The organism is Nocardioides sp. NPDC054178 (genome assembly GCF_055585005.1).
Genome location: NZ_JBVJKY010000004.1, coordinates 71,983 through 91,434, shown reverse-complemented (window position 1 = coordinate 91,434; position 19,452 = coordinate 71,983). Strand labels below are relative to the sequence as shown.

Annotated in this window: 19 protein-coding genes; 8 read left to right on the top strand and 11 right to left on the bottom strand. The window is 70.9% G+C overall.

Going from position 1 to position 19,452, the window contains the following annotated elements; translation table 11 throughout:
• Window positions 1-13: 13 nt before the first annotated feature.
• Window positions 14-904 (bottom strand): TIGR03620 family F420-dependent LLM class oxidoreductase, encoded by an 891-nt coding sequence (locus tag ACZ6WN_RS16380; protein ID WP_465865970.1) that lies wholly within the window; start codon window positions 902-904, stop codon window positions 14-16.
• 72 nt (window positions 905-976) lie between these two features.
• Between ACZ6WN_RS16380 and ACZ6WN_RS16375 the strand changes: the two genes are divergently transcribed.
• Complete coding sequence (locus ACZ6WN_RS16375; RefSeq protein WP_465865969.1) at window positions 977-1,291, top strand: ArsR/SmtB family transcription factor; 315 nt, start codon at window positions 977-979, stop codon at window positions 1,289-1,291.
• 34 nt (window positions 1,292-1,325) lie between these two features.
• On the opposite strand, the gene ACZ6WN_RS16370 is transcribed toward ACZ6WN_RS16375, so the two are convergent.
• Entirely contained in the window at window positions 1,326-2,684 is a 1,359-nt protein-coding gene (locus ACZ6WN_RS16370; RefSeq protein ID WP_465866604.1) for an HNH endonuclease signature motif containing protein, read from the bottom strand.
• A gap of 217 nt (window positions 2,685-2,901) precedes the next feature.
• Window positions 2,902-3,129, bottom strand: coding sequence for a type II toxin-antitoxin system VapB family antitoxin (locus ACZ6WN_RS16365; protein WP_465865967.1), 228 nt, complete (start codon window positions 3,127-3,129; stop codon window positions 2,902-2,904).
• Between the two features lie 177 nt (window positions 3,130-3,306).
• On the opposite strand from ACZ6WN_RS16365, the gene ACZ6WN_RS16360 reads away from it, so the two are divergent.
• Entirely contained in the window at window positions 3,307-5,769 is a 2,463-nt protein-coding gene (locus tag ACZ6WN_RS16360; RefSeq protein WP_465865966.1) for a DNA gyrase/topoisomerase IV subunit A, read from the top strand.
• Between the two features lie 71 nt (window positions 5,770-5,840).
• Here ACZ6WN_RS16360 and ACZ6WN_RS16355 read toward each other — a convergent pair whose 3' ends face one another.
• From ACZ6WN_RS16355 to ACZ6WN_RS16330, 6 genes are read right to left on the bottom strand one after another with little or no spacing between them, the layout of a single operon-like run.
• A complete protein-coding gene (locus ACZ6WN_RS16355; RefSeq protein WP_465865965.1) occupies window positions 5,841-6,827 on the bottom strand; it encodes a cyclase family protein in 987 nt (328 codons plus the stop codon).
• The gene (locus ACZ6WN_RS16350; protein ID WP_465865963.1) at window positions 6,824-7,996 is read right to left on the bottom strand and encodes an alpha/beta hydrolase family protein; all 1,173 of its coding nucleotides are present in this window, start codon (window positions 7,994-7,996) and stop codon (window positions 6,824-6,826) included. Before ACZ6WN_RS16350 ends, ACZ6WN_RS16355 begins: the two co-directional genes overlap by 4 nt.
• Window positions 7,997-8,023: 27 nt before the next feature.
• Window positions 8,024-8,740, bottom strand: a complete 717-nt coding sequence (locus ACZ6WN_RS16345) for an SDR family oxidoreductase (protein WP_465865961.1) — start codon at window positions 8,738-8,740, stop codon at window positions 8,024-8,026.
• The gene (locus ACZ6WN_RS16340; protein WP_465865960.1) at window positions 8,737-9,723 is read right to left on the bottom strand and encodes a fumarylacetoacetate hydrolase family protein; all 987 of its coding nucleotides are present in this window, start codon (window positions 9,721-9,723) and stop codon (window positions 8,737-8,739) included. The genes ACZ6WN_RS16345 and ACZ6WN_RS16340 overlap by 4 nt, the downstream gene beginning before the upstream one ends.
• Window positions 9,724-9,732: 9 nt before the next feature.
• Window positions 9,733-10,698: a VOC family protein gene (locus tag ACZ6WN_RS16335; protein WP_465865958.1), complete on the bottom strand. Its 966-nt coding sequence runs from the start codon at window positions 10,696-10,698 to the stop codon at window positions 9,733-9,735.
• 28 nt (window positions 10,699-10,726) lie between these two features.
• Window positions 10,727-11,854: an FAD-dependent monooxygenase gene (locus ACZ6WN_RS16330; protein ID WP_465865957.1), complete on the bottom strand. Its 1,128-nt coding sequence runs from the start codon at window positions 11,852-11,854 to the stop codon at window positions 10,727-10,729.
• Between the two features lie 115 nt (window positions 11,855-11,969).
• Between ACZ6WN_RS16330 and ACZ6WN_RS16325 the strand changes: the two genes are divergently transcribed.
• From ACZ6WN_RS16325 to ACZ6WN_RS16305, 5 genes are all read left to right on the top strand, one after another.
• Window positions 11,970-12,896 (top strand): LysR family transcriptional regulator, encoded by a 927-nt coding sequence (locus ACZ6WN_RS16325; RefSeq protein ID WP_465865955.1) that lies wholly within the window; start codon window positions 11,970-11,972, stop codon window positions 12,894-12,896.
• A gap of 121 nt (window positions 12,897-13,017) precedes the next feature.
• Window positions 13,018-14,208 carry an MFS transporter gene (locus ACZ6WN_RS16320; RefSeq protein WP_465865954.1) on the top strand — a complete coding sequence of 397 codons (1,191 nt, stop codon included), beginning with the start codon at window positions 13,018-13,020 and terminating at the stop codon, window positions 14,206-14,208.
• 82 nt (window positions 14,209-14,290) lie between these two features.
• Complete coding sequence (locus ACZ6WN_RS16315; RefSeq protein ID WP_465865952.1) at window positions 14,291-15,382, top strand: FUSC family protein; 1,092 nt, start codon at window positions 14,291-14,293, stop codon at window positions 15,380-15,382.
• A gap of 48 nt (window positions 15,383-15,430) precedes the next feature.
• Entirely contained in the window at window positions 15,431-16,138 is a 708-nt protein-coding gene (locus ACZ6WN_RS16310; protein WP_465865950.1) for an LppX_LprAFG lipoprotein, read from the top strand.
• Window positions 16,135-17,868, top strand: a complete 1,734-nt coding sequence (locus tag ACZ6WN_RS16305; RefSeq protein WP_465865949.1) for an MFS transporter — start codon at window positions 16,135-16,137, stop codon at window positions 17,866-17,868. Before ACZ6WN_RS16310 ends, ACZ6WN_RS16305 begins: the two co-directional genes overlap by 4 nt.
• A gap of 3 nt (window positions 17,869-17,871) precedes the next feature.
• Here the strand turns inward: ACZ6WN_RS16305 and ACZ6WN_RS16300 are convergent, their stop codons facing one another.
• Entirely contained in the window at window positions 17,872-18,420 is a 549-nt protein-coding gene (locus ACZ6WN_RS16300) for a DUF4188 domain-containing protein (RefSeq protein ID WP_465865947.1), read from the bottom strand.
• An 88-nt stretch (window positions 18,421-18,508) separates the two neighbouring features.
• On the opposite strand from ACZ6WN_RS16300, the gene ACZ6WN_RS16295 reads away from it, so the two are divergent.
• Entirely contained in the window at window positions 18,509-19,138 is a 630-nt protein-coding gene (locus ACZ6WN_RS16295) for a MerR family transcriptional regulator (protein WP_465865946.1), read from the top strand.
• 24 nt (window positions 19,139-19,162) lie between these two features.
• Here ACZ6WN_RS16295 and ACZ6WN_RS16290 read toward each other — a convergent pair whose 3' ends face one another.
• Window positions 19,163-19,411 (bottom strand): hypothetical protein, encoded by a 249-nt coding sequence (locus tag ACZ6WN_RS16290; RefSeq protein WP_465865944.1) that lies wholly within the window; start codon window positions 19,409-19,411, stop codon window positions 19,163-19,165.
• Between the last annotated feature and the right edge of the window lie 41 nt (window positions 19,412-19,452).

Below are 19,452 nucleotides of genomic sequence, written 5' to 3'. Positions count from 1 at the left end.
CCGGGTGGGCTCGTCACGGGAGCTGGAGAGCGCTCGCAAGCCTGCGCCACTCGGGCAGCGGCAGATCGGAAAGGCCGCGCTCGGCGAGCACCTGGACCAGCACGTGGTCTGCTCCGGCGTCGCGGTGGGCGTGCAGACGAGCCCGCACGGCGTCCTCATCGCCCCAGGCGGCGCCCAGGTCCACCCAGCGGTCGCTGCCCTCGCCCTCGAAGTCCTCCGGCACCAGGCCGTAGTCCCGCAGTGCGCCGGTGTAGTTGGGCAGGCCGAGGTACATCGACAGGCGCCGGCGGGCGACGGCGCGAGCGCGTGCCGGGTCCGCCTCGAGGACCACCTTCTGCTCGGCAGCCAGCAGCGGCCCCGCTCCGAGCACGGCCCGTGCGTGCGCGGTGTGCTCGGGCGGCATCAGGTAGGGGTGCGCGCCGGCGGTGCGGGTGCCGGCCAGACCGAGCATGCGCGGACGGAGGGCGGCCAGGAGCCGGCCCTCCTCCGGGACCGTGCCCGCAGCGTCGAGCTCGTCGAGGTAGGCGACGGTTCGGCTGTACGGCTTGACGTACGTCTGCTCACCCACCTGCTGGGCATGGCTGTTGCCGAGGCCGAGCACGAACCGACCGCCGTACGTCGCGTCGAGCTCCGCGTAGCGAGCCGCCACCGCGGCCGCGGGGTTCTCCCAGATGCTCACGATCCCGGTGACGACGAGCAGGTCGGTGCTGCCGGCGAGCAGTGCCTCGTGCACCGCGAACGGCATGGAGGAGGACCCGACCCAGATCGCGCCGTACCCGAGGCTCTCCACCTCGGCCGCGACCTCGCGCGCCCGGCCGAGGTCTGACCACTGCTGCGCACCGGTCCACACCCCGTACGGCGTCAGCCGCCTCTTGAGCTCGTCCACCTTCTGCTGGTCGGGCATGCCGGAATCCCATCTGATCGACTATGTTCGACGGTGATCGAACATCTCAACCTTGTACGACGGAGATCGAACATGTCAACCGATTCCCGCTCCCCGGCAGCCGACGCAGAGCTCCAGCGCGCCCTCGATGCGGTCGGCGACCCCGTACGACGCTCGATCCTCCGGCAGCTGGCCTCGGCCGACCCCTGGACGATCGCGTGCGGTCAGCTCGACCTCCCCGTGGGGAAGTCGACGCTGACCCATCACTTCAGGTCCCTCGTCGAGGCCGGTCTCCTCGAGCAGCGCGACGAGGGCAACCGGCGGATGAACCGGCTCAGGCGCGAGGAGTTCGACCGCCGGTTCCCCGGGCTGCTCGACCTGGTGCTCCACGACCCGTCGGCCACCTGATGTCGACGCGTGTCCGAACGTCCTGACCGACTGGTCAGGCAGCTCGTACGAGCGGCGGGTCGAGGTCGCCGCTGATGTCGATGGTGCCGACCGGGCTGACGACGTACTCGTAACCGTGCGGGCTGCGCCATAGGTAGGTGCCGGTCCGGATGCGCTGGTAGCGCCACCCGTGGTGGGTCTTCATCCGGTGATGTCGTCGACACAGCGGAGTGAGGTTCTGACTGCTGGTCTTGCCGCCCTCAGCATGGGCGACACGATGGTCGAGGTCGCAGTATTCGGCGCGAGCCTGGCAATACGGGAAGCTGCACTTCTGGTGGATCAGCGCGGCTTGGCGTCGCTGTCGGGCGGTCGGGACATACCCGGCGGTTTCGATGTCCTCGGCCAGGTCGACCACGATGACCGGCTTGACCACGGTCCCGGGGACCGTGGCCCACTGCTCGAGGCGTTCGATGCTGACCAAGCCACGAGTGTTCTCTAGCCGTGCCAGGCCGGTGCCGGCGAGGTCGCGGGTCTCGGCGTGGATCACCAGCTCGACAACCCGCGCGACACCCGGGACACCGTCGAAAGTGCCGGAGTTGTAGGCCCGGCCCAGGATCCCGAGCGCCGCAGCCCGCCGCACGTCCAGGCTCGCATCGGCGTAGTCGTCCTGGTCGAGGAGCCCGTGCGCGACCGCGGCCACAGCCTGCTCCAGATCCAGGGCATCGGCAGCGTCGAGGACGCCATCGATGTACCCCAAAGCAAGGACGGCTTGGCCTTGTTCGGCACCCGCGCCGACAAACGGGACGGTCTCGTTGGCGGTGATGGTGACCGAACGATGCTCGACGGCATCGGATTCAGAGACTGCGGCGGCAACGTCGGGTTCGAACCGTGCTGCCGCCTGGGTGATGGCCCGCTCCAACTGGACCGGCCCCATCTGGTGGGCGTACGGCCCGACATGCTGATCCACCCACGCCGCCACGTCGGCATCGAGGTTCCGGGTCAGGTCCGCGATCCGACGGGCCCGCCAGGCCAGCAGCGACCCGTCCAAGATCCGCACCCACACATGCTTGAGCCGGTAACGCAGCTCGACCGCGTCCCCGAGGAACTTCTTCCCCGCCTGGGTGGAGCGCCCCCAGACGGCGGCGAACTCCACGGCTGCTGCCTCGGACACCAGCGGTGCCCCAGGCCCGGCCAACGGCAGCATTCGGTCCCCGAACGCATCCTCATCCAGCCGCGCCGCGTCCTCCACAGTGTCGACCGAATGCAACGCGGCGAACCGTGCCGCAGCGATCAACACATCCCGGTCAGCCTGCTCCGCGACCGCCCGAGACGTACGCACCACGGCCAGCAGACCGCTGGTGGTGTCGTCGGGGTCGAGGAGTGCTTCCATGCCAGATATTTTACCAGCACCCACCGGCAAGATCGCACGTATTTTGCCTGGTCAGACGACATATTTACGCCAGTTCCGGGTGGTGATTTGGCGTCGATACGCCACCCGAACCAAGCCGCGCCGACCCACCCTGGCAAGTGCCGGCACCCAACTGAAATCAAAGCCCGACAGGGCTGGCTGCCGACCCGACAGCCAGCCAATCTTTTTCGAGGTGGCGGCCAACGCGGCAGCGAAGAACCCCTCAGTGACGTACGGCGTTGGCGCGGTCGCGCTCGTTGAGCACCCGCCAGCCGTCATAGTCCCAGTTCCGCGCCAGCTTCTGGGCGTGCTTGGGAGCGTCGCCCTCATGGTTGCGGATGACGAGTTCGCGCACGGCGAACTCCACCGCCTCCTGGGGCGTGGTAGCGCCGGAGATCCGCTGGATCTCCGCGAGCAGCTCGTTGTCGAGCTCGATCTGGGTGACAGCCATCTTCAAGCACCTCCATGTGCGTTGAACCGGTGACTCCTGGACGGATTGGTCTCTACAGCCAATGTACGCGGATGTGCGGCGTACGGAAGGCCGACCTGCCTCGGATCTCCTCCAGAAATCGGCACAGTCGGCGAGCCCGATGTCGCACTCGCACAGGGATTCGAGACAATGCCCCTTATGGCACGCGGCAAGACCAAGCAGGACGTACCCGACGACTTCGAGGAGCACATCCTCGACACCGACATCGGGGACGAGATGCGGTCCTCATTCCTGGAGTACTCCTACTCCGTCATCTACTCGCGGGCGCTGCCCGACGCCCGCGACGGCCTCAAGCCCGTTCAGCGGCGGATCCTCTACACGATGAACGACATGGGCGTACGTCCCGACCGCGGCCACGTGAAGTGTGCCCGCATCGTCGGTGAGGTGATGGGCAAGCTGCACCCGCACGGCGACGGCGCGATCTACGACGCCCTGGTCCGGATGGCGCAGCCGTGGGCGATGCGGCTGCCGATGATCGACGGGCACGGCAACTTCGGCTCCCCCGGCGGCGACGACCCGGCGGCGGCCATGCGTTACACCGAGGCCCGGATGGGCCCGGCGGCGCAGGCGATGACCGATGACATCAAGGAAGACACGGTCGACTTCCGGCCCAACTACGACTCGCGGGAGATGGAGCCGAGCGTGCTCCCCGCGGCGATCCCCAACCTGCTGGTCAACGGCGCCACGGGCATCGCGGTCGGCATGGCCACCAACATGGCCCCGCACAACCTGGTCGAGGTCATCGCCGCCGCGCGCCACCTGATCAAGCACCCCGGCGCCGAGCTCGACACGCTGATGAAGTTCATCCCCGGCCCCGACCTGCCCACCGGCGGCACCATCGTCGGCCTCGACGGGATCCGGGATGCGTACGAGACCGGCCGCGGCTCCTTCAAGATCCGCGCCACCACGCGGATCGAGCCGTTCGGGCGACGCAAGGGCATCGTGATCACCGAGCTGCCGTTCAACATCGGCACCGAGAAGATCATCGAGCGGGTCAAGACGCTGGTGCAGTCCAAGAAGATCCAGGGCATCGCCGACCTCAAGGACCTCACCGACCGCGAGCACGGCACCCGCCTCGTCATCGAGGTCAAGAACGGGTTCGTGCCCGAGGCCGTGCTCGAGCAGCTCTACAAGATGACGCCGCTGGAGGACTCCTTCGGCATCAACAACGTCGCGCTCGTCGACGGGCAGCCGCGCACGCTCGGCCTCAAGGAGCTGCTCGAGGTCTTCCTGGGACACCGCTACGACGTCGTCCGTCGTCGTTCGCAGTTCCGTCGTGACAAGGCGGCCGACCGGCTCCACCTGGTCGACGGGCTGCTGATCGCGATCCTCGACATCGACGAGGTCATCCAGCTGATCCGCTCCTCCGACAACGCCGGCGAGGCCAAGGAGCGGCTGATCTCGGTCTTCGACCTGAGCCAGCCGCAGGCGGAGTACATCCTCGACATGGCGCTGCGCCGGCTGACGAAGTTCTCCAAGATCGAGCTGGAGAAGGAGCGCGACGACCTCCGCTCGACGATCGAGTACCTCGACTCGATCCTCGGCGACGACGAGATGCTGCGGAAGGTCGTCTCCGACGAGCTGGGCGAGGTCGCCAAGACGTTCGGCACCCCGCGGCGCACCGTGCTGCTCGCCTCCGCCGGCACCCCGGCGCTCGAGGCGATGAGCCTCGAGGTCGCCGACGACCCGTGCTTCGCGCTGCTGTCCTCGACCGGCCTCCTGGCCCGCTCCTCGGATGCCGAGCCCTTCTCGACGGGCTCGGCGCGCGCCAACCACGACGTGATCGTCTCGGTGGTCCCGGCCACCGCGCGCGGCCAGATCGGCGTCCTCACCTCCCGCGGCCGTCTCGTACGTCTCGGGGTGCTCGACCTGCCGGCGATGCCGCCGACACACGGTGACCCCAACCTGTCCGGCGGTCTACCGCTGTCCGCGCTGCTCTCCCTGGAGTCCGACGAGCGCGCGCTGGCGCTCACGACGCTGGCCACCGACGGTCCCGGCATCGCGCTCGGCACCAGGCTCGGCGTCGTCAAGCGGGTCAACCCCGAGGTGCTGCTCAACAAGGACGAGTGGGAGGTCATCAAGCTCGCCGACGGCGACGAGGTGGTCGGCGCGGCGCAGCTGCGCACCGGCACCGAGTCGCTGGTCTTCGTCACCTCCGACGCCCAGCTCCTGCACTTCCCGGCCGACGTGGTCCGTCCCCAGGGCCGCAGCGCCGGCGGCATGGCCGGCGTCCGGATGGCCCACGGGTCCAAGGTCGTCTTCTTCGGCGTCGTCTCCCCCGACGCGCCCGAGGGGGCCGCGGTCGTGACCGTCGCCGGGTCCTCGAGCGCTCTGCCCGGGACCGAGACCGGATCGGTGAAGACCACACCGTTCAGCGAGTACCCGGCCAAGGGCCGGGCCACCGGCGGCGTACGCGCGCACCGCTACCTCAAGGGCGAGGACTCGATCGTCTTCGCCTGGGTCGGCGCCGCACCTGCGATGGCAGCCGCAGCGTCGGGAGCACCGATCGACCTCCCCGAGATCGACCCGCGCCGTGACGGCTCCGGCATCCCGCTCGAGCAGCCCATCGACGCCGTCGCCGGCCCCGTCGCCAACCGATAGCCCCCGCCAACCGCTCCGCTGGTCGAGCCGGATTCGTGAGGAACGAACGAATCCGGCTCGACCAGCGGTGATCAGCGCAGGGCGATCGGGTTCACCGGGGCACCGACGGCGCCAGTGACGCGCAGCGGGGCCGCGGTCAGGAGGAAGTCGTAGCGACCGTCCTGCGCGCACGCGGAGGCGAGGCCGTCGAGGTCCCACATCTCGCCGAGGAAGAGCCCCAGGTGCGGGATCGCGACCTGGTGCAGCGGCTGGAACGCGTCGTCGAACTCGTTCGGACGCACCTCGAAGCCCCAGGTGTCGGTCGCGATCGCGGCGATCTCGGTGCGGTGCAGCCAGTCGGCGGTGGTGAAGGAGAGGCCGGGAGCCGGCCCGCCGGCGTAGCCACCCCAGCCCTCGCCGGCGGCGACACCCCGGCGGGCCCGGGTCAGCTGACCGGTGCGGACGACGACGATGTCGCCGCGGCCCACGGCCGCGCTCGCACCCTGCGCGGCGATCGTCTGCGCCAGGTGCTCCTCGGTGATCGCGAACCCGTCGGGCAGCTCTCCGTCGGTGCCGACCGCGCGGCCGACGTCGAGCAGCACCCCGCGACCGCAGACCACGTCGGCGACCGTCTCGATCCCGGTGACGCCGTCACCCAGCGAGGTCACGACCGACTCCGCCGGGCGGCCGTTCCAGGCGCGCCCGTGGTCGAATATGTGGCCGAGGCCGTCCCACTGGGTCGAGCACTGCAACGGCATCGCGATGACGTCGTCCGCGCCACCGATCCCGTGCGGGAAGCCCTGGACACCGGTCACCGCGTCGGTGCCGGTGTCGAGCATGGTGTGCACCGGGTTCGTACGCCGTCGCCAGCCGTTCTGCGGCCCGTCCATGTCGAAGGGCAGGGAGAGCGAGTACGACCGCCCGGTCCGCACCAGCCCCGCGGCCGAGACCCGTCGGGCGTCGGTCAGGAAGTTCATCGTCCCGCGGACGTCGTCCTCGCCCCAGCGTCCCCAGTTGGAGACCCGGGCGACCGTCTTCGCGATCTCACCCTCGGGGTCGCGTCGATCCAGGACGCTCACGAGGCGTCCAGCTCGGCGAAGGTGTCCGCGACCCAGTCGGCGACGAACCCCAGGACGTGTGGGAGGTGGTCCAGCCCGATGTGCTCGGTGGCGCCCTCCTCGGGGGTGAAGATCCGCAGTTCCCGCTGGGGGCTGTTGACCGCCTGGTCGTAGGAGCGACGGGCGTAGGACAGCGGGATCTGGCGGTCGTTCTCACCATGGGCGATCAGGAACGGCACCGTGATCTCCTCGACCACCCCGTCGAGGTTGATGTCCTCGGCGAACCGGATGAACGTGTCGACGTCGGGCTGCCCCCACACCCACAGCACGTGGTCCCAGTAGTGCGGCACCGGATTCTCGCCCTCACGCTCGAGGCGTCGCTTCTGCACCGCACCCCAGTCATGGTTCGCGCCCCAGGCGACACACAGCGCCAGCCGCTTCTCGTACGCCGCCGCGCGGGGCGCGTAGTAGCCACCCAGCGACCAGCCCACGAGCCCGAACCGGTCGGCGCGTACGTCCGAGCGGGTCTCGAGCCAGTCGACGCAGGCCGCGGCCCACGCCTCGGTGTCGACGCGGGCGGTGAGCCCGTCGAGACGCAGCGCCTCCCCGGCACCGCCGCAGTCGACCATCAGCGTCGAGATGCCACGAGCGGCCAGCTCGGTGTGGACGCCGGCGCCGACCATCATCTCCTTGGTCGAGTCGAGGCCGTTCCACACGATCATCACCGGCGCCGGCGTCCCGTCCCGATGAGCCGGGTGGAAGTAGGCGGGCAGCGTGGTCTCACGGCCGTTCTCGACGTACGGGATCGCGACCTTGACCGTCGGCTGGTCGAGCAGCTCGAAGGAGCGGACCAGTAGGTCGACGCTGCGCTGGTACTCGGCGTTGCGGCCCGGGTCCTTCGCGCTCTGCATCCGCTCGGCCTGGGAGACGTAGACCGAGGCGCGGAAGAGCTTCTGCCCTGCCGTACGCCGGTGGCCGGCCTTCTCGGCCTCGCCGGCCTGCTCCTCGAGCTGGTCGGCGACACGGCGCCAGGCAGCCATGAACTCGGCGGTGCCCACGTCGGAGCCCTGGGCGGCGAGCTCTCGCAGCGGCCGGCAGGCACGGTCGACCTCGTCGATCAGGCCGCCGGAGTTGAGCGTGGCGACCACGCCCAGGTTCCAGACGTAGTTGCCGGGGAAGTACTCGAACATCTCTTGTCCTCTTCGTTGTGATGAATCTCAGCGCAGGGCGTCGGAGACGGCCTTGGCGCCGGCGTGCGAGGCGACCCCGCCGTCGACGGGGATCTCGGCACCGGTGACGTACGCCGCTGCGTCGCCGAGCAGGAAGACCACGACCGACGCGACCTCCTCGGGCGTGCCGACGCGGCCGAGCGGGGTGGCCGCGACCGAGGCGTCGCGGAACGCGGGCGGCGCGGAGGCGGTCATGGCGGTCTCGATGAAGCCCGGGTGCACGGCGTTGACGCGGATCCCGCGCTCCCCGAGCTCCAGCGCCGCAGTGTGTGTGAGCCCGCGTACGGCCCACTTGCTGGTCGTGTAGGCCACCGGGTAGTGCCCCTGCAGGGCGGCGAGCGACCCGATGGTGACGATCGACCCGCCGGCCGGCATCAGCGGCGCCAGCGCCTGGATCCCGAGCAACGGCCCGAGCACGTTGACGTCGTGGGCGTCCCGCATGTCGGCGACGCTCGCCGCGCCCACGCGGGCACGGCGGGTCACGCCCGCGCAGCTCACCAGCCCATGGACCTGCCCGGCGAGCTCGCCGGCCAGCCCGGCCCAGGCGTCCTCATCACGGACGTCCAGCTTCCGTACGCCGGGCGCGCTCTCCCGGTCGACGCCCACCACCGTCCCGCCCGACGCGGTCACGGCGGCGGCGACCGCCGCCCCGATCCCCGAAGCGGCACCGGTGACCACGACCGTACGTCCGGCCAGCGAGCTCATCGCGATCCCCGAGCAGCCGCCCGGGCGGCACCGTCACGGCGGCGCACCGCTGGCAGCTCGGGCGCCGGCGGGGCGACCGCGACGGTGTTGGTGAGGGTGCCGATCCCCTCGACCTCGAGGGTGACCACGTCACCGGGCTGCAGCGGCTTCGGCTCCTGCGCACCATGACGGCCCCACAGCTCGGCCAGGCACCCGCCGTTGCCGACGGTGCCCGAGCCGAGGACGTCGCCGGCGACCACGCGGGAGTCGCGGGAGGCGTACGCGATCATCGTCTCGAAGGTCCAGCCGCTGTGGGCGAGAAGGTCGCGGCCCACCTCGATGCCGTTGACCGACACCGTGCACAGCAGGTCGAGGAAGCCGTCCTCGTCCCGGAACGGCGCCAGCTCGTCGGCGGTCACGATCCACGGCCCGAGCGTGGTCGCGAAGTCCTTGCCCTTCGCCGGCCCGAGGCCGACCTGCATCTCGCGGCCCTGCACGTCGCGGGCCGACCAGTCGTTGAGGATCGTGTAGCCGAAGACGTATGTCCAGGCCTCCTCCGGAGGGACCGACCGGCCCTCGGAGCCGACGACGACGGCGACCTCGAGCTCGAAGTCGCGCGCCTCGCAGGCCGCCGGGAACGGGACCGCCGCGTCCGGCCCGAGGATCGCGTGCGGGTTGGTGAAGTAGAAGGCCGGGGCGTCGTACCAGGCATCGGGGACGCCGACCGCGCCGTCGACCGAGCGGCGTACGCCCTCGACGTGCTCCTCGAAGGCGACGAAGTCACGGATCGAGGCCGGCTCGAGCGGCGCCAGCAGCTCGACCTCGGCAAGGTCGAGGGGATCCGCCGCCCGGGCATGGTCGGCGGCACGGTCGAGCGCGTCGCGTCCGGCGGCGATCAGCGAGCGCATGGAGTGCCGGACGGCGAACGGGTGCAGACCCTCGTCGGTGACCAGGCCGACGCGCGGCACCCGCAGGTCGTGGTCGAGGTAGGTGGCGAGCTTCATCGGTCCTCCTCAGACCGGCGGGGCGACGAAGACGCCCTTGTCCGGGTCGTTGAAGGACTTGCCGGCGATCAGCTCGTCCATCGGGTTGGCGGTGCCCCACTGGTCGGTGACCTCGGGGTCGCTGAAGTCGTAGAGGTGCGGGTGCCAGGTGTCCTCGGCGAGCTCCTCGAGCTCGGTGGTGTACTCGATCGTGTTGCCGTGCGGGTCCAGGAAGTAGCTGAAGGTGTTGTTGCCGGCCAGGTGCCGCCCCGGGCCCCAGATCTTCTCCACGCCGGCGCGCAGCAGCCGCCCGGTGCCGCGCATGTACTCGTCCAGGCCGCGCATCTCGAAGGAGGCGTGGTGCAGGGCGACGTGCGGCCCGCGGGCGATCGCCAGGCTGTGGTGGAACCGGTTCGTGCGCAGGAACCACATCATCGAGCCCATCCGCGGGTGCATCAGGGTGTCGGAGAGCGCGAAGCCGAGGTGGCGCTGGTAGAACGCCACGGTCTGCTCGGGGTTGGGCGAGTTGATGACGACGTGGGAGAGCTTGACCGGGACCGACTCGCCCTCCTCGATCTTCCGATGTTGACGCACGGCAACATCGCAGGAGACCTCGACCGTGCGTCCGTCGTTGTCGAAGAAGCGGAAGCCGTAGCCGCCGCCCGGCGTCAGGACCGGGCCCGGCTCGCTGACGAGCTTCACCCCGGCCCGGCCGAGCCGCTCGGCCATCGCGTCGACATCGGCCGGACTGGCCGCGCCGAAGGCGATCAGGTCCAGGCGCTTGTCGTCGGCGCGGCGCAGGCGCACGGAGTAGTGCTCCGGGGAGCCCTCCGCGGCCAGGAACGCCAGACCGGAGTCGGTGGTCTCGGCCGTGAGCTTCCAGGTGCTCGTGTAGAACTCCAGCTGCCGCTCGTAGTCGGGCACGGCCAGGTCGACGTGGCGCAGGTGGGTGATCAGCCGCTCGGCGGGCGGGGTCTCGATGACGGGGTCGGTCACGGTGTTCTCCTTGGTGGGATAGCGGAAGTCAGGCCGGGTCGCTGACGAGGTCGGCGACGCGGGCCATCAGCCCGGGGACGTCACCGCGCTCGTGCGCCTTCAGCCAGGTGCAGAGCTGGAGCGAGGCCTCGACGACGGCCTTCGCGCGCGGCAGCCGGCGCTCGGTGAACGCGGGCCAGACCGCGTCCAGGTCGTCGGTGCTGGTCAGCAGCTCGGCGAGCACGGCCGCGTCCTCGAGCGCCTGGGCAGCGCCCTGGGCGAGGGTCGGCGGGCAGCTGTGCGCGGCGTCGCCGATGATCGCGACCCGGCCGCGGTTCCAGGGGCCGTCGACGACATGGCTCTCGAAGTGGGTGTGGTTCACGCGCGCGGCGTCGGTCAGGGACGCGCGGATCTCGTCCCACGGCCCGTGGTACGCCTCGGCGAGCTCGCGCATCACCGCCAGCCCCTCCTGTGGCGAGAGGCCGCTCCGGTCCTGGGCCGGCTCGACGATGTAGGCGTACAGGGCGTCCTCCGACGTCGGGCAGTAGCCCGCGATGTAGGACGGTCCGCCGTAGAAGAGGTCGGTGCGCGTGACCTCGGCCGGACGCCGGGTGAAGGCCCGCCAGATCCCCATCCCGACCGGCTCGGGCTCGGCGTCGATGCCGATCGCCCGGCGGGTCCAGGACCGCACCCCGTCGGCACCGACGACGAGGTCGTAGCGTCCGTCCGACCCGTCGGCGAAGGCGACGTCGACGCCCGTCTCGTCCTGCTCGATGCCGGACGGGAAGGTCCCGAAGCGCACCTTGGCGCCGGCCGCGACGGCGCGGTCGAGGAGGATCCGAGCCAGCGTGGGGCGGTACATCCCCACCGTCGCGGGCAGGTCCGGCCCGCCCGTGCGGTGGTCCTCCAGCTCGACCAGCAGCGTGCCGGCCGGGTCGGGCGCGCGCAGCCCGAGGGTGTCGTACCCGTAGCCCTCCGCGTGCAGCTGCTCCCACACCCCCAGGTCGCGCAGCACCCGCAGTGCGTTGCCCTGCAGGGTGATCCCGGAGCCGAGGACCGAGATGTCCGGCTTCGCCTCGACGAGGTCGACCGAGATGCCTTGCTCGGCGAGCAGGATCGCGGTCGCCGTCCCGGCGGTTCCGGCACCGATGACGAGAACCGAGCTGATGGCGGGCATGAGATCTCCATGGTTGTGGGGCGGTGGAGTGACGAGCACCACTCTCACCCTCACGGAACTATTCAGGAAGAGCAGATCGCCGATCTTGCCTATACATGGCGTTTATAGTCTCGCCATGGCCACCGATCCCCTCCGCAACCTCGATCTCAACCTGCTGCTCTCCCTGGACGCACTGCTCGAGGAGCGCAACGTCACCCGCGCCGCGGAACGGCTCGGGCTGAGCCAGCCGGCGGTCTCGGCCGCGCTGCGGCGCCTGAGGCGTCACTTCGGCGACGAGCTCCTCGTCCGCACCGGCAACCGCTACGACCTCACCCCGCTGGCCACCCAGCTCCGCGGGGCCACCACGACAGCACTGGCCGGCGTACGCCGGGTCTTCGAGGCCGAGCCGGGCTTCGACCCGGCGACCTCGACCCGGGAGTTCACCGTGGTCGCCTCGGACTACTCCACGACCGTCCTCGGCGACCACCTCGCCACCGAGCTGGCCCGGGAGGCCCCCGGCGTACGCCTGCGGTTCCAGCTGCAGACCCACGCCGACGTCGACCAGGCACCGGAGTCGCTGCGGCACGTCGACGGGATGGTCCTCCCCCACGGCTTCCTCCACGACCTGCCCGCGGTCGAGCTCCACACCGACGGCTGGCTGCTGGTCGTCTCCGCCGACAACGACGCGGTCGGCGAGACGATCACCATGGGGCAGCTCGCCGAGATGCCGTGGGTCGTCACCCACCACGCCCCGACCGCCTTCACCCCGGCCGTACGCCAGCTCAGCATGATCGGCGTCGAGCCCGACGTCCATGTGGTGACCGAGAGCTTCCTCCCGGTCCCGTTCCTGGTCGCCGGCACCCCGCGCGTCGCCCTGTTGCAGCGTCAGCTCGCCACGCGGCTGACGGGGGCCGCCGGTGTCCGCGTCCTCGAGTGCCCCTGGGACGTGATCCCGCTCAAGGAGGCGTTCTGGTGGCATCCCGCCCATCGTGCGGACCCGGCGCACGGCTGGCTGCGCCGGATGATGGCCCGCGCCGCCGAGCGGATGGAGCAGCCGGACTGATGTCGGGCTATCGACGCGGCTGATACCCAGCAGAAGCAGGTTTGGCTTCCGCAATACCTGCCAGGTCTTCCACGATTCTGTGACTGCTGTCACACGTCTCGGCCTGATCCCTGGAGACCCCATGTCCGACCCCCTCACGCCCGTCCGGCGAGCCGGACGCCCGCAGGGCTTCCTGCTGATGTTCATGAGCTGCCTGCCGGTCCTCGGCGCCGTGCTGCTCGCTCCCGTCCTGCCGCGGATGCAGGACCACTTCGGCGACAGCGGCGCCGCGACCACGCTGGTACCGCTCTCGCTCACCGTCCCGGCGCTGATGATCGCGCTCCTGGCACCTTTCGCCGGGCGCATCGTGGACAGGTTCGGGCGCAAGCGGCTGCTGCTGACCGGCCTGGCGGTCTACGCCGTCTTCGGCACCGCCCCGCTGTGGCTGGACGGGCTCGCCGCGATCGTGGTGAGTCGGGCGGGGGTCGGTGTCGCCGAGGCGGCGATCATGACCTGCTGCACCACGCTCATCTCCGACTACTTCTCCGGCACCGAGCGTGACCGCTGGCTCGGCATGCAGACCGTGTTCGCGTCGCTGTCGGCGACCGTGTTCTTCGCCCTCGGCGGGGCGCTGGGCGCCCAGGACTGGCGCACCCCGTTCTGGCTCTACGCCTCCAGCCTGCTCTTCCTCGTCCTCACCGCGACGCTCATCTGGCAGCCGGCCGGCGAGACCGCCCGGGCCGGGGAGCGCGCTCCCCTGCCTCCGTTGCCCACCCGCGCCCTCGCCCTGCCGTGCGCGGTCACCCTCGTCGGCGGCGTCGTCTTCTACACCCCGATCGTGGAGCTGCCCTACGTGCTCGACGCGGCCGGCATCACCGCCGTCCCCGTCATCGGCGCCTTCACCGCGCTCGCCTCGCTCGCGACGGCCGGTGGTGCGTACGCCTTCGGCCGGGTCTCCGGCCGCGGCACCGCCACGCTGCTGCCGATCGCCTTCGGGCTGGCCGGGACCGGGCTGGTCGTGCTCGGCGCGACCTCGGTGGTGCCGGTCATCGTGCTCGGAGCGGTGATCGCCTCGGCCGGCACCGGCCTGATGCTGCCCACCCTGCTCGTCTGGGCCCAGTCCGGTCTCACCTTCGAGCAGCGCGGCCGCGGCACCGGCCTGTGGACCGCCGCCCTGTTCCTCGGCGAGTTCGTCTGCCCGCTCCTGGTCGTCGCCTTCACCGGTGCCCTCGGCGGCCTCGGTGCCGCCGTCGTCCTCGTCGGCGTCATCGCCGTCCTCCTCGCCCTCCTCACCCGCCGCGTCCTCACCCGCGACGTGGCCGTCACCGCCTGACCCGGGAGCCGACTCTCGGCCCTGCGGAGGCATGAACCGGCGTAGGCGGGTACCGGGTCACTCCGACGCAGAGGGAGGGAGCATGGCCGTACAGGCAGCCACGCCCGCCACGGATCGAGCGGCTCGCCTCCGCTCGCGGGCCCGCCGGCTTCCGTGGGGCCAGGCCCTGACGACGGCGGTCGCGGGAGCCATCGCGTTCTGGATCGGTGCCGTCTTCCCCGGCCCGGCTGGCGAGTTCCCCTACTACGCGCCCCTGGGGGCCGTGGTGGCGATGTCCTCGACCGTGCTGGGCTCGGTGCGCAAGTCCGTCCAGAGCATCGTCAGCATCTGGCTGGGCTCCGCCATCGCACTGGCCATCGGGGCGGTCCTCGAGCCAGGGCCCGCGACGGTGGCCCTGGTGATCGGGGTGGGCACGATCGCGGGGAGCTGGCACCGGCTCGACGACAAGGGCCACTGGGTCCCGACGGCGGCCTTGTTCGTGCTGATCATCGGGACCGGCGATCCCATGGCGTTCGTGAGTGCCTTCGGCGGCCTCACCCTGATCGGCGCCGCGATCGGGGTCGCGATGACGATGCTCTTCCCGCAGCTGCCTCTCGCGCCCGCGGAGCGGGCGATGGACGAGGTCCGGAAGGAGGTGCTCATCCAGCTCCGGCGGCTGGCGCATGCTCTGCACCGAGACAGCCCACCGACCGAGGACCAGTGGAGCGACCTCCTGGCCCAGCTGGAGCCGGCCCTGCAGGACATGCGCGCCGCGAGGCAGCTCGTCCTCGATGCCTCCCGTGCCAACATGCGGCGGGAGAACCACCGAGACCGCTTGGCGAGGCAGCTCGAGCAGGCAGCGAGCCTCGAGCGGGTGTGTCTCCTGGTCGAGGAGCTCGCCCAGCTCCTGGAGGAGGAGGAACGGGCGGGGAACGATCAGCTCGGTCTGGGCCCGGAGCTGCGCCCGCCGACGGCGCGAGCGCTGCTCGCTCTCGCGGACCTGGTGGAGTCGGGAGACGGGCGCACCGCCGACCCGGAGGCCAAGGCGGTCGCGCAGGATGCCCTGGCCGCGCTCGTCGACCAGATCCACGACGTACGTCGCGGCGAATCCTCGGACGAGGATCTCTTCACCGCCGGCAACATCGTCACCACCATCCGCCGGTGCCTGGAGACTCCGCGTCCGGCCCACCGATGAGGCCACCTGGACACCACGAGGGTTGCGGGGCGTGGCATTCTGAGCCGCATGCCACTGAGCCTGCCACGCTTCGCCTTCGCCCTCGTCGCCCTTCTGGCCGCGCTTCTCGTGATGACCTCCTGCGGCGACGAGGACCCGGCCAAGGGCCGTACGCCGAAGCAGGTGCTCGCCGCGGCGCAGAAGCACCTCGACGAGACGAGCGGGATCAACTTCTCGATCGCCTCCGACGACCTGCCCGAGGGCATCACGACGCTGAAGGCGGCGACCGGGACGCTGACCCGCCAGCCCGCGTTCCAGGGCAAGCTGACCGTGCCGGTGATGGGCGCCGAGGCACAGGTCGAGGTGGTCTCGGTCGACGGTGTCGTCTACGCGAAGCTGCCGTTCACGACGGCGTTCCAGGAGCTCGACCCGGCCGACTACGGCGTGCCCGACCCGGCCGCGCTGATCGCGCCGGAGACCGGCATCTCCTCGCTGCTCGCCGCGACCGAGGACGTGAAGATCGGCAAGTCGGTGCGCGGCGGCGCCGACAACGACGAGATCCTCTCGACCTACACCGGCACGCTCCCCGACTCCGCGGTCCAGAAGATCCTGGCCGGCGCGACCGGCGACTTCGACGTCACCTACATCATCAACGACTCCGACCACCTCACCGAGGCCACCATCACGGGCCACTTCAGCGGTGAGGGCGAGGCGGCCTACTCCTACACGATCGACATCAACGAGTACGACGTCGAGAAGGAGATCACCAAGCCGTGAGGGCCGTCCTGTGGTTGGCGGCCGTCGCGGTGGCGTTCGCCGCCGCGGACACCTACGTCGTCGTGCTGGCGCTGCCGGACATGATGGCGGGCGTCGGGCTCTCGATCGAGGAGCTGCAGCGGGCCGCGCCGTTGATCTCCGGGTTCCTGCTGGGCTATGTGGCGGTGCTGCCGCTGATCGGACGGCTCGCCGACCTTCTCGGGCACCTGCCGGTGCTCGTCGGCGGACTGGTCGTCTTCGCCTTCGGCTCGTTCCTCACGGCGCTGTCGTGGGACCTGGCCGCGATGGTGGTCGGCCGGTTCTTCCAGGGGCTGGGCGGCGGCGCGCTCGTGCCGGCGACCCTCGCGCTGGTGGCGGCGCTCTACCCCGCCGAGCGCCGCGGGGTGCCGCTCGGGCTGGTCTCGGCGGTCCAGGAGCTCGGCTCGGTGCTCGGGCCGCTCATCGGAGCGGCCGTGCTCGCCGTCGCGGACTGGCGGGCGATCTTCGTGCTCAACCTCGTCGTCGGCGTCGTGCTGGCGGTGGCGATCCGGCGGCTGGGCCGCTCGGACGCGGTCCGGGATCGCTCACGGCGACCGGACCTGGTCGCACTGCTGCTGTTGCTGCTCACCGGCGCCGCGTTCGTGCTGCTGGCGATCGAGCCGACCGCGCTGGTCCAGGACCTGACCTGGGGCGCGCTCTACGTGCCCCTGGCCGGGTCGACCCGCTGGCTGACCCCGCTGGGCCTGGTCACGATCCTCGGCGGTCTCGCCAGCCTGCTGAAGTACAGCTTGCTCAAGCGCGGCCTGCGGCCGGGCGTACGCCGCGTGCTCGGCCGGATCACCGCCGAGGTCGACCTCCTCGGTGCGCTGCTGCTCTCCTTCGCCCTGGCCGGGGTGATCCTGGCCTTCGCGACCGCCGACCCCGAGGTGGCGGTCTTCTCCGAGCAGGGCGTCTGGTATCTCATCGCCGGCGGGCTGGCGCTGCTCGGCTTCGTGGTCCACCTGCGCCGGGCGCAGGACCCGATCGTGCCGCGCGGCGCCTTCGCCCGGACCCCGGCGTGGGGCTCGGTGCTGATCTCGTTCTTCGTCGGCGCGGCGCTGGTCGCGGCGCTGATCGACGTGCCGCTCTTCGCCCGCACCACGATCTACGGCGACAGCCAGCTCAAGGCGGCCCTGGTGCTGCTCGAGTTCCTGGTCGCGCTGCCGGTGGGTGCCGTCGCGGGCGGCTTCCTCACCCGGCGACTGCCGGCGGGCGTGATCGCGGGGGGCGGGATGCTGCTGGCCGCGGTGGCCTTCGTCCTCATGGCCCGCTGGGACGCCGACGCGCTGCGCTCGCTGTCGGCGACCGTCGTGCTCGTCGCCGGCGGCCTCGGCTTCGGCCTCGCCCTGGCGCCGGTCAACGCGGCGATCCTGGCCACGACCGAGCAGTCGATGCACGGCCTGACCACCTCGTTCACCGTCGTGGCCCGCATGGTCGGCATGCTGGTGGGCATCTCGGCGCTCACCACGATCGGCCTGCGCAGCTACTATGCCGCCCAGGCCGACCTGCCGTCGCTGTCCTCGGTGTGCACCGGCGGCGGCATGTGCGAGGACTACCAGGACCTGCTCATCGGCGCCGCCATCGCCCAGGAGCACACCGTCTTCGCCGGCGCCGCCGTCTGCGCCGCGATCGCCGCCCTGCTCTCCGTCGTGCTGCTGCGCGGCGCGCCGACCCGGGCGCTCTCCCCCAGCGCGACCGTCACCGCGCTGTAGGGGTCACCTCTCGACGTACTCCGGGCGGGTGGAGCCCATCCGCTCGTGGGTCCTGTTCCGAGGCCCGGCGGACCGCTCGACGACGCCGAGTGCGGCACCGAGGCCGAAGGCCGGCATGTTGCCGTAGAGCGTCTCGACCTGGTCGGCCGGGACCCGGTAGGTCTCGTGCCAGATCCCGATGTCGCCGGTCGAGGCGGCGTGCCGGTTGAACGCGGCCCAGGCGGGAGCGTGCGAGAGGGACGGGTCCTTGGCGAACCGGCCGAGATCCTCGACGCTGCGCCAGTACTGCACCGTCAGCAGCACCCTTCCCGACCAGTAGCTGCGCGCGGCGAGCAGCCCCAGCTCCCTGTTCTGGGCGAGCTCCGCGAGCATTCTCGGCATCGCGACGAAGACGGGGAACCAGCTCCGCATCTTGTGCCAGCGGTGGACGCGCATCCCGATCAGGAACACGACGACCTCATCGGCGCCGACGTCCGCGACGCTGTGCCCGGGCGTGACGCCGTCCGGAACGTTCTCAGGAGCCTCTCGATAGCCCCGGGCGATCTTCGACATCCCCGTCCTCCTGACTGGATAGCGATAGTATCTAGTATAGGATAGTGCTCCTATCCAGCACCGCTGTCAACCAGTTCCCGGAGGAACCATGCGGATCTCCGAGCTCGCCGACTCGACCGGCGTGAGCGTCGCGACGATCAAGTACTACGTACGCGAGGGCCTCCTCTCCCCCGGCAGGAAGCTCTCCGAGCGCCTGGCCGACTACGACGAGCGGCACGTACGCCGCCTGCGCCTGCTCCGCGTGCTCCGCGATGTCGGCGCCGTCCCGGTCGGGGCGCTCAAGGCGCTGGTCGACGCGACCCAGGACCGCACCGCCTCGGTGCACGACATGTTCGGCAAGGCCTGCGACGCGCTCCGTGTCGAGACGACCGTGCCCGCGGCCGGGGGCGAGCACACCCGCGACCTCGCCGACGGGATCATCGCCCAGGCGGGATGGACCGAGGTCAGGGCCGATGCCCCCGAGCGCGAGCACCTCGCCGGCATCATCGGGGTCATCCTCGACAGCGGTCTGCCCACCGACCCCGAGGGCGCGGCGACCTATCTCCCCCTCGTCGATGCGATCGCAGCCTACGAGCTGGGCCAGATCGACGACATCCAGGACCGCGAGGCGATGATGGAGCAGATGGTTTTGGGGCAGGTCGTCCTCGGGGAGTATCTGCTCTGCCTGCGTCGGCTGGCCCACGAGCACCACAGCGCCCTGCGGTTCGCAGGGCGCTGAGGTTTTCGATCCGGACCCGATGCCTCAGGAGCCGCTGGTGACCCGGTCGCTCACGCCCGTCACGCCGAACGCGTTGGCACAGTGGGCGCAGCAGAACATGTGCTGCTCGTTCTGCACCCCGTGCCCGAGGATGCGGGTGCCGCAGTTGACGCACACGGGCGCGACCACCGCCACGGCACACTCGATCGAGTCGAAGACGTGGCGCTCGCCCGAGGCCGTCGTCACCTCGAAGCTCTCGTCATAGTCGTTGCCGCACGTGACGCACTTACCCATGGTCGTTCCTCTCGTCTTCGCTTCACGCTGGACGCCACCCG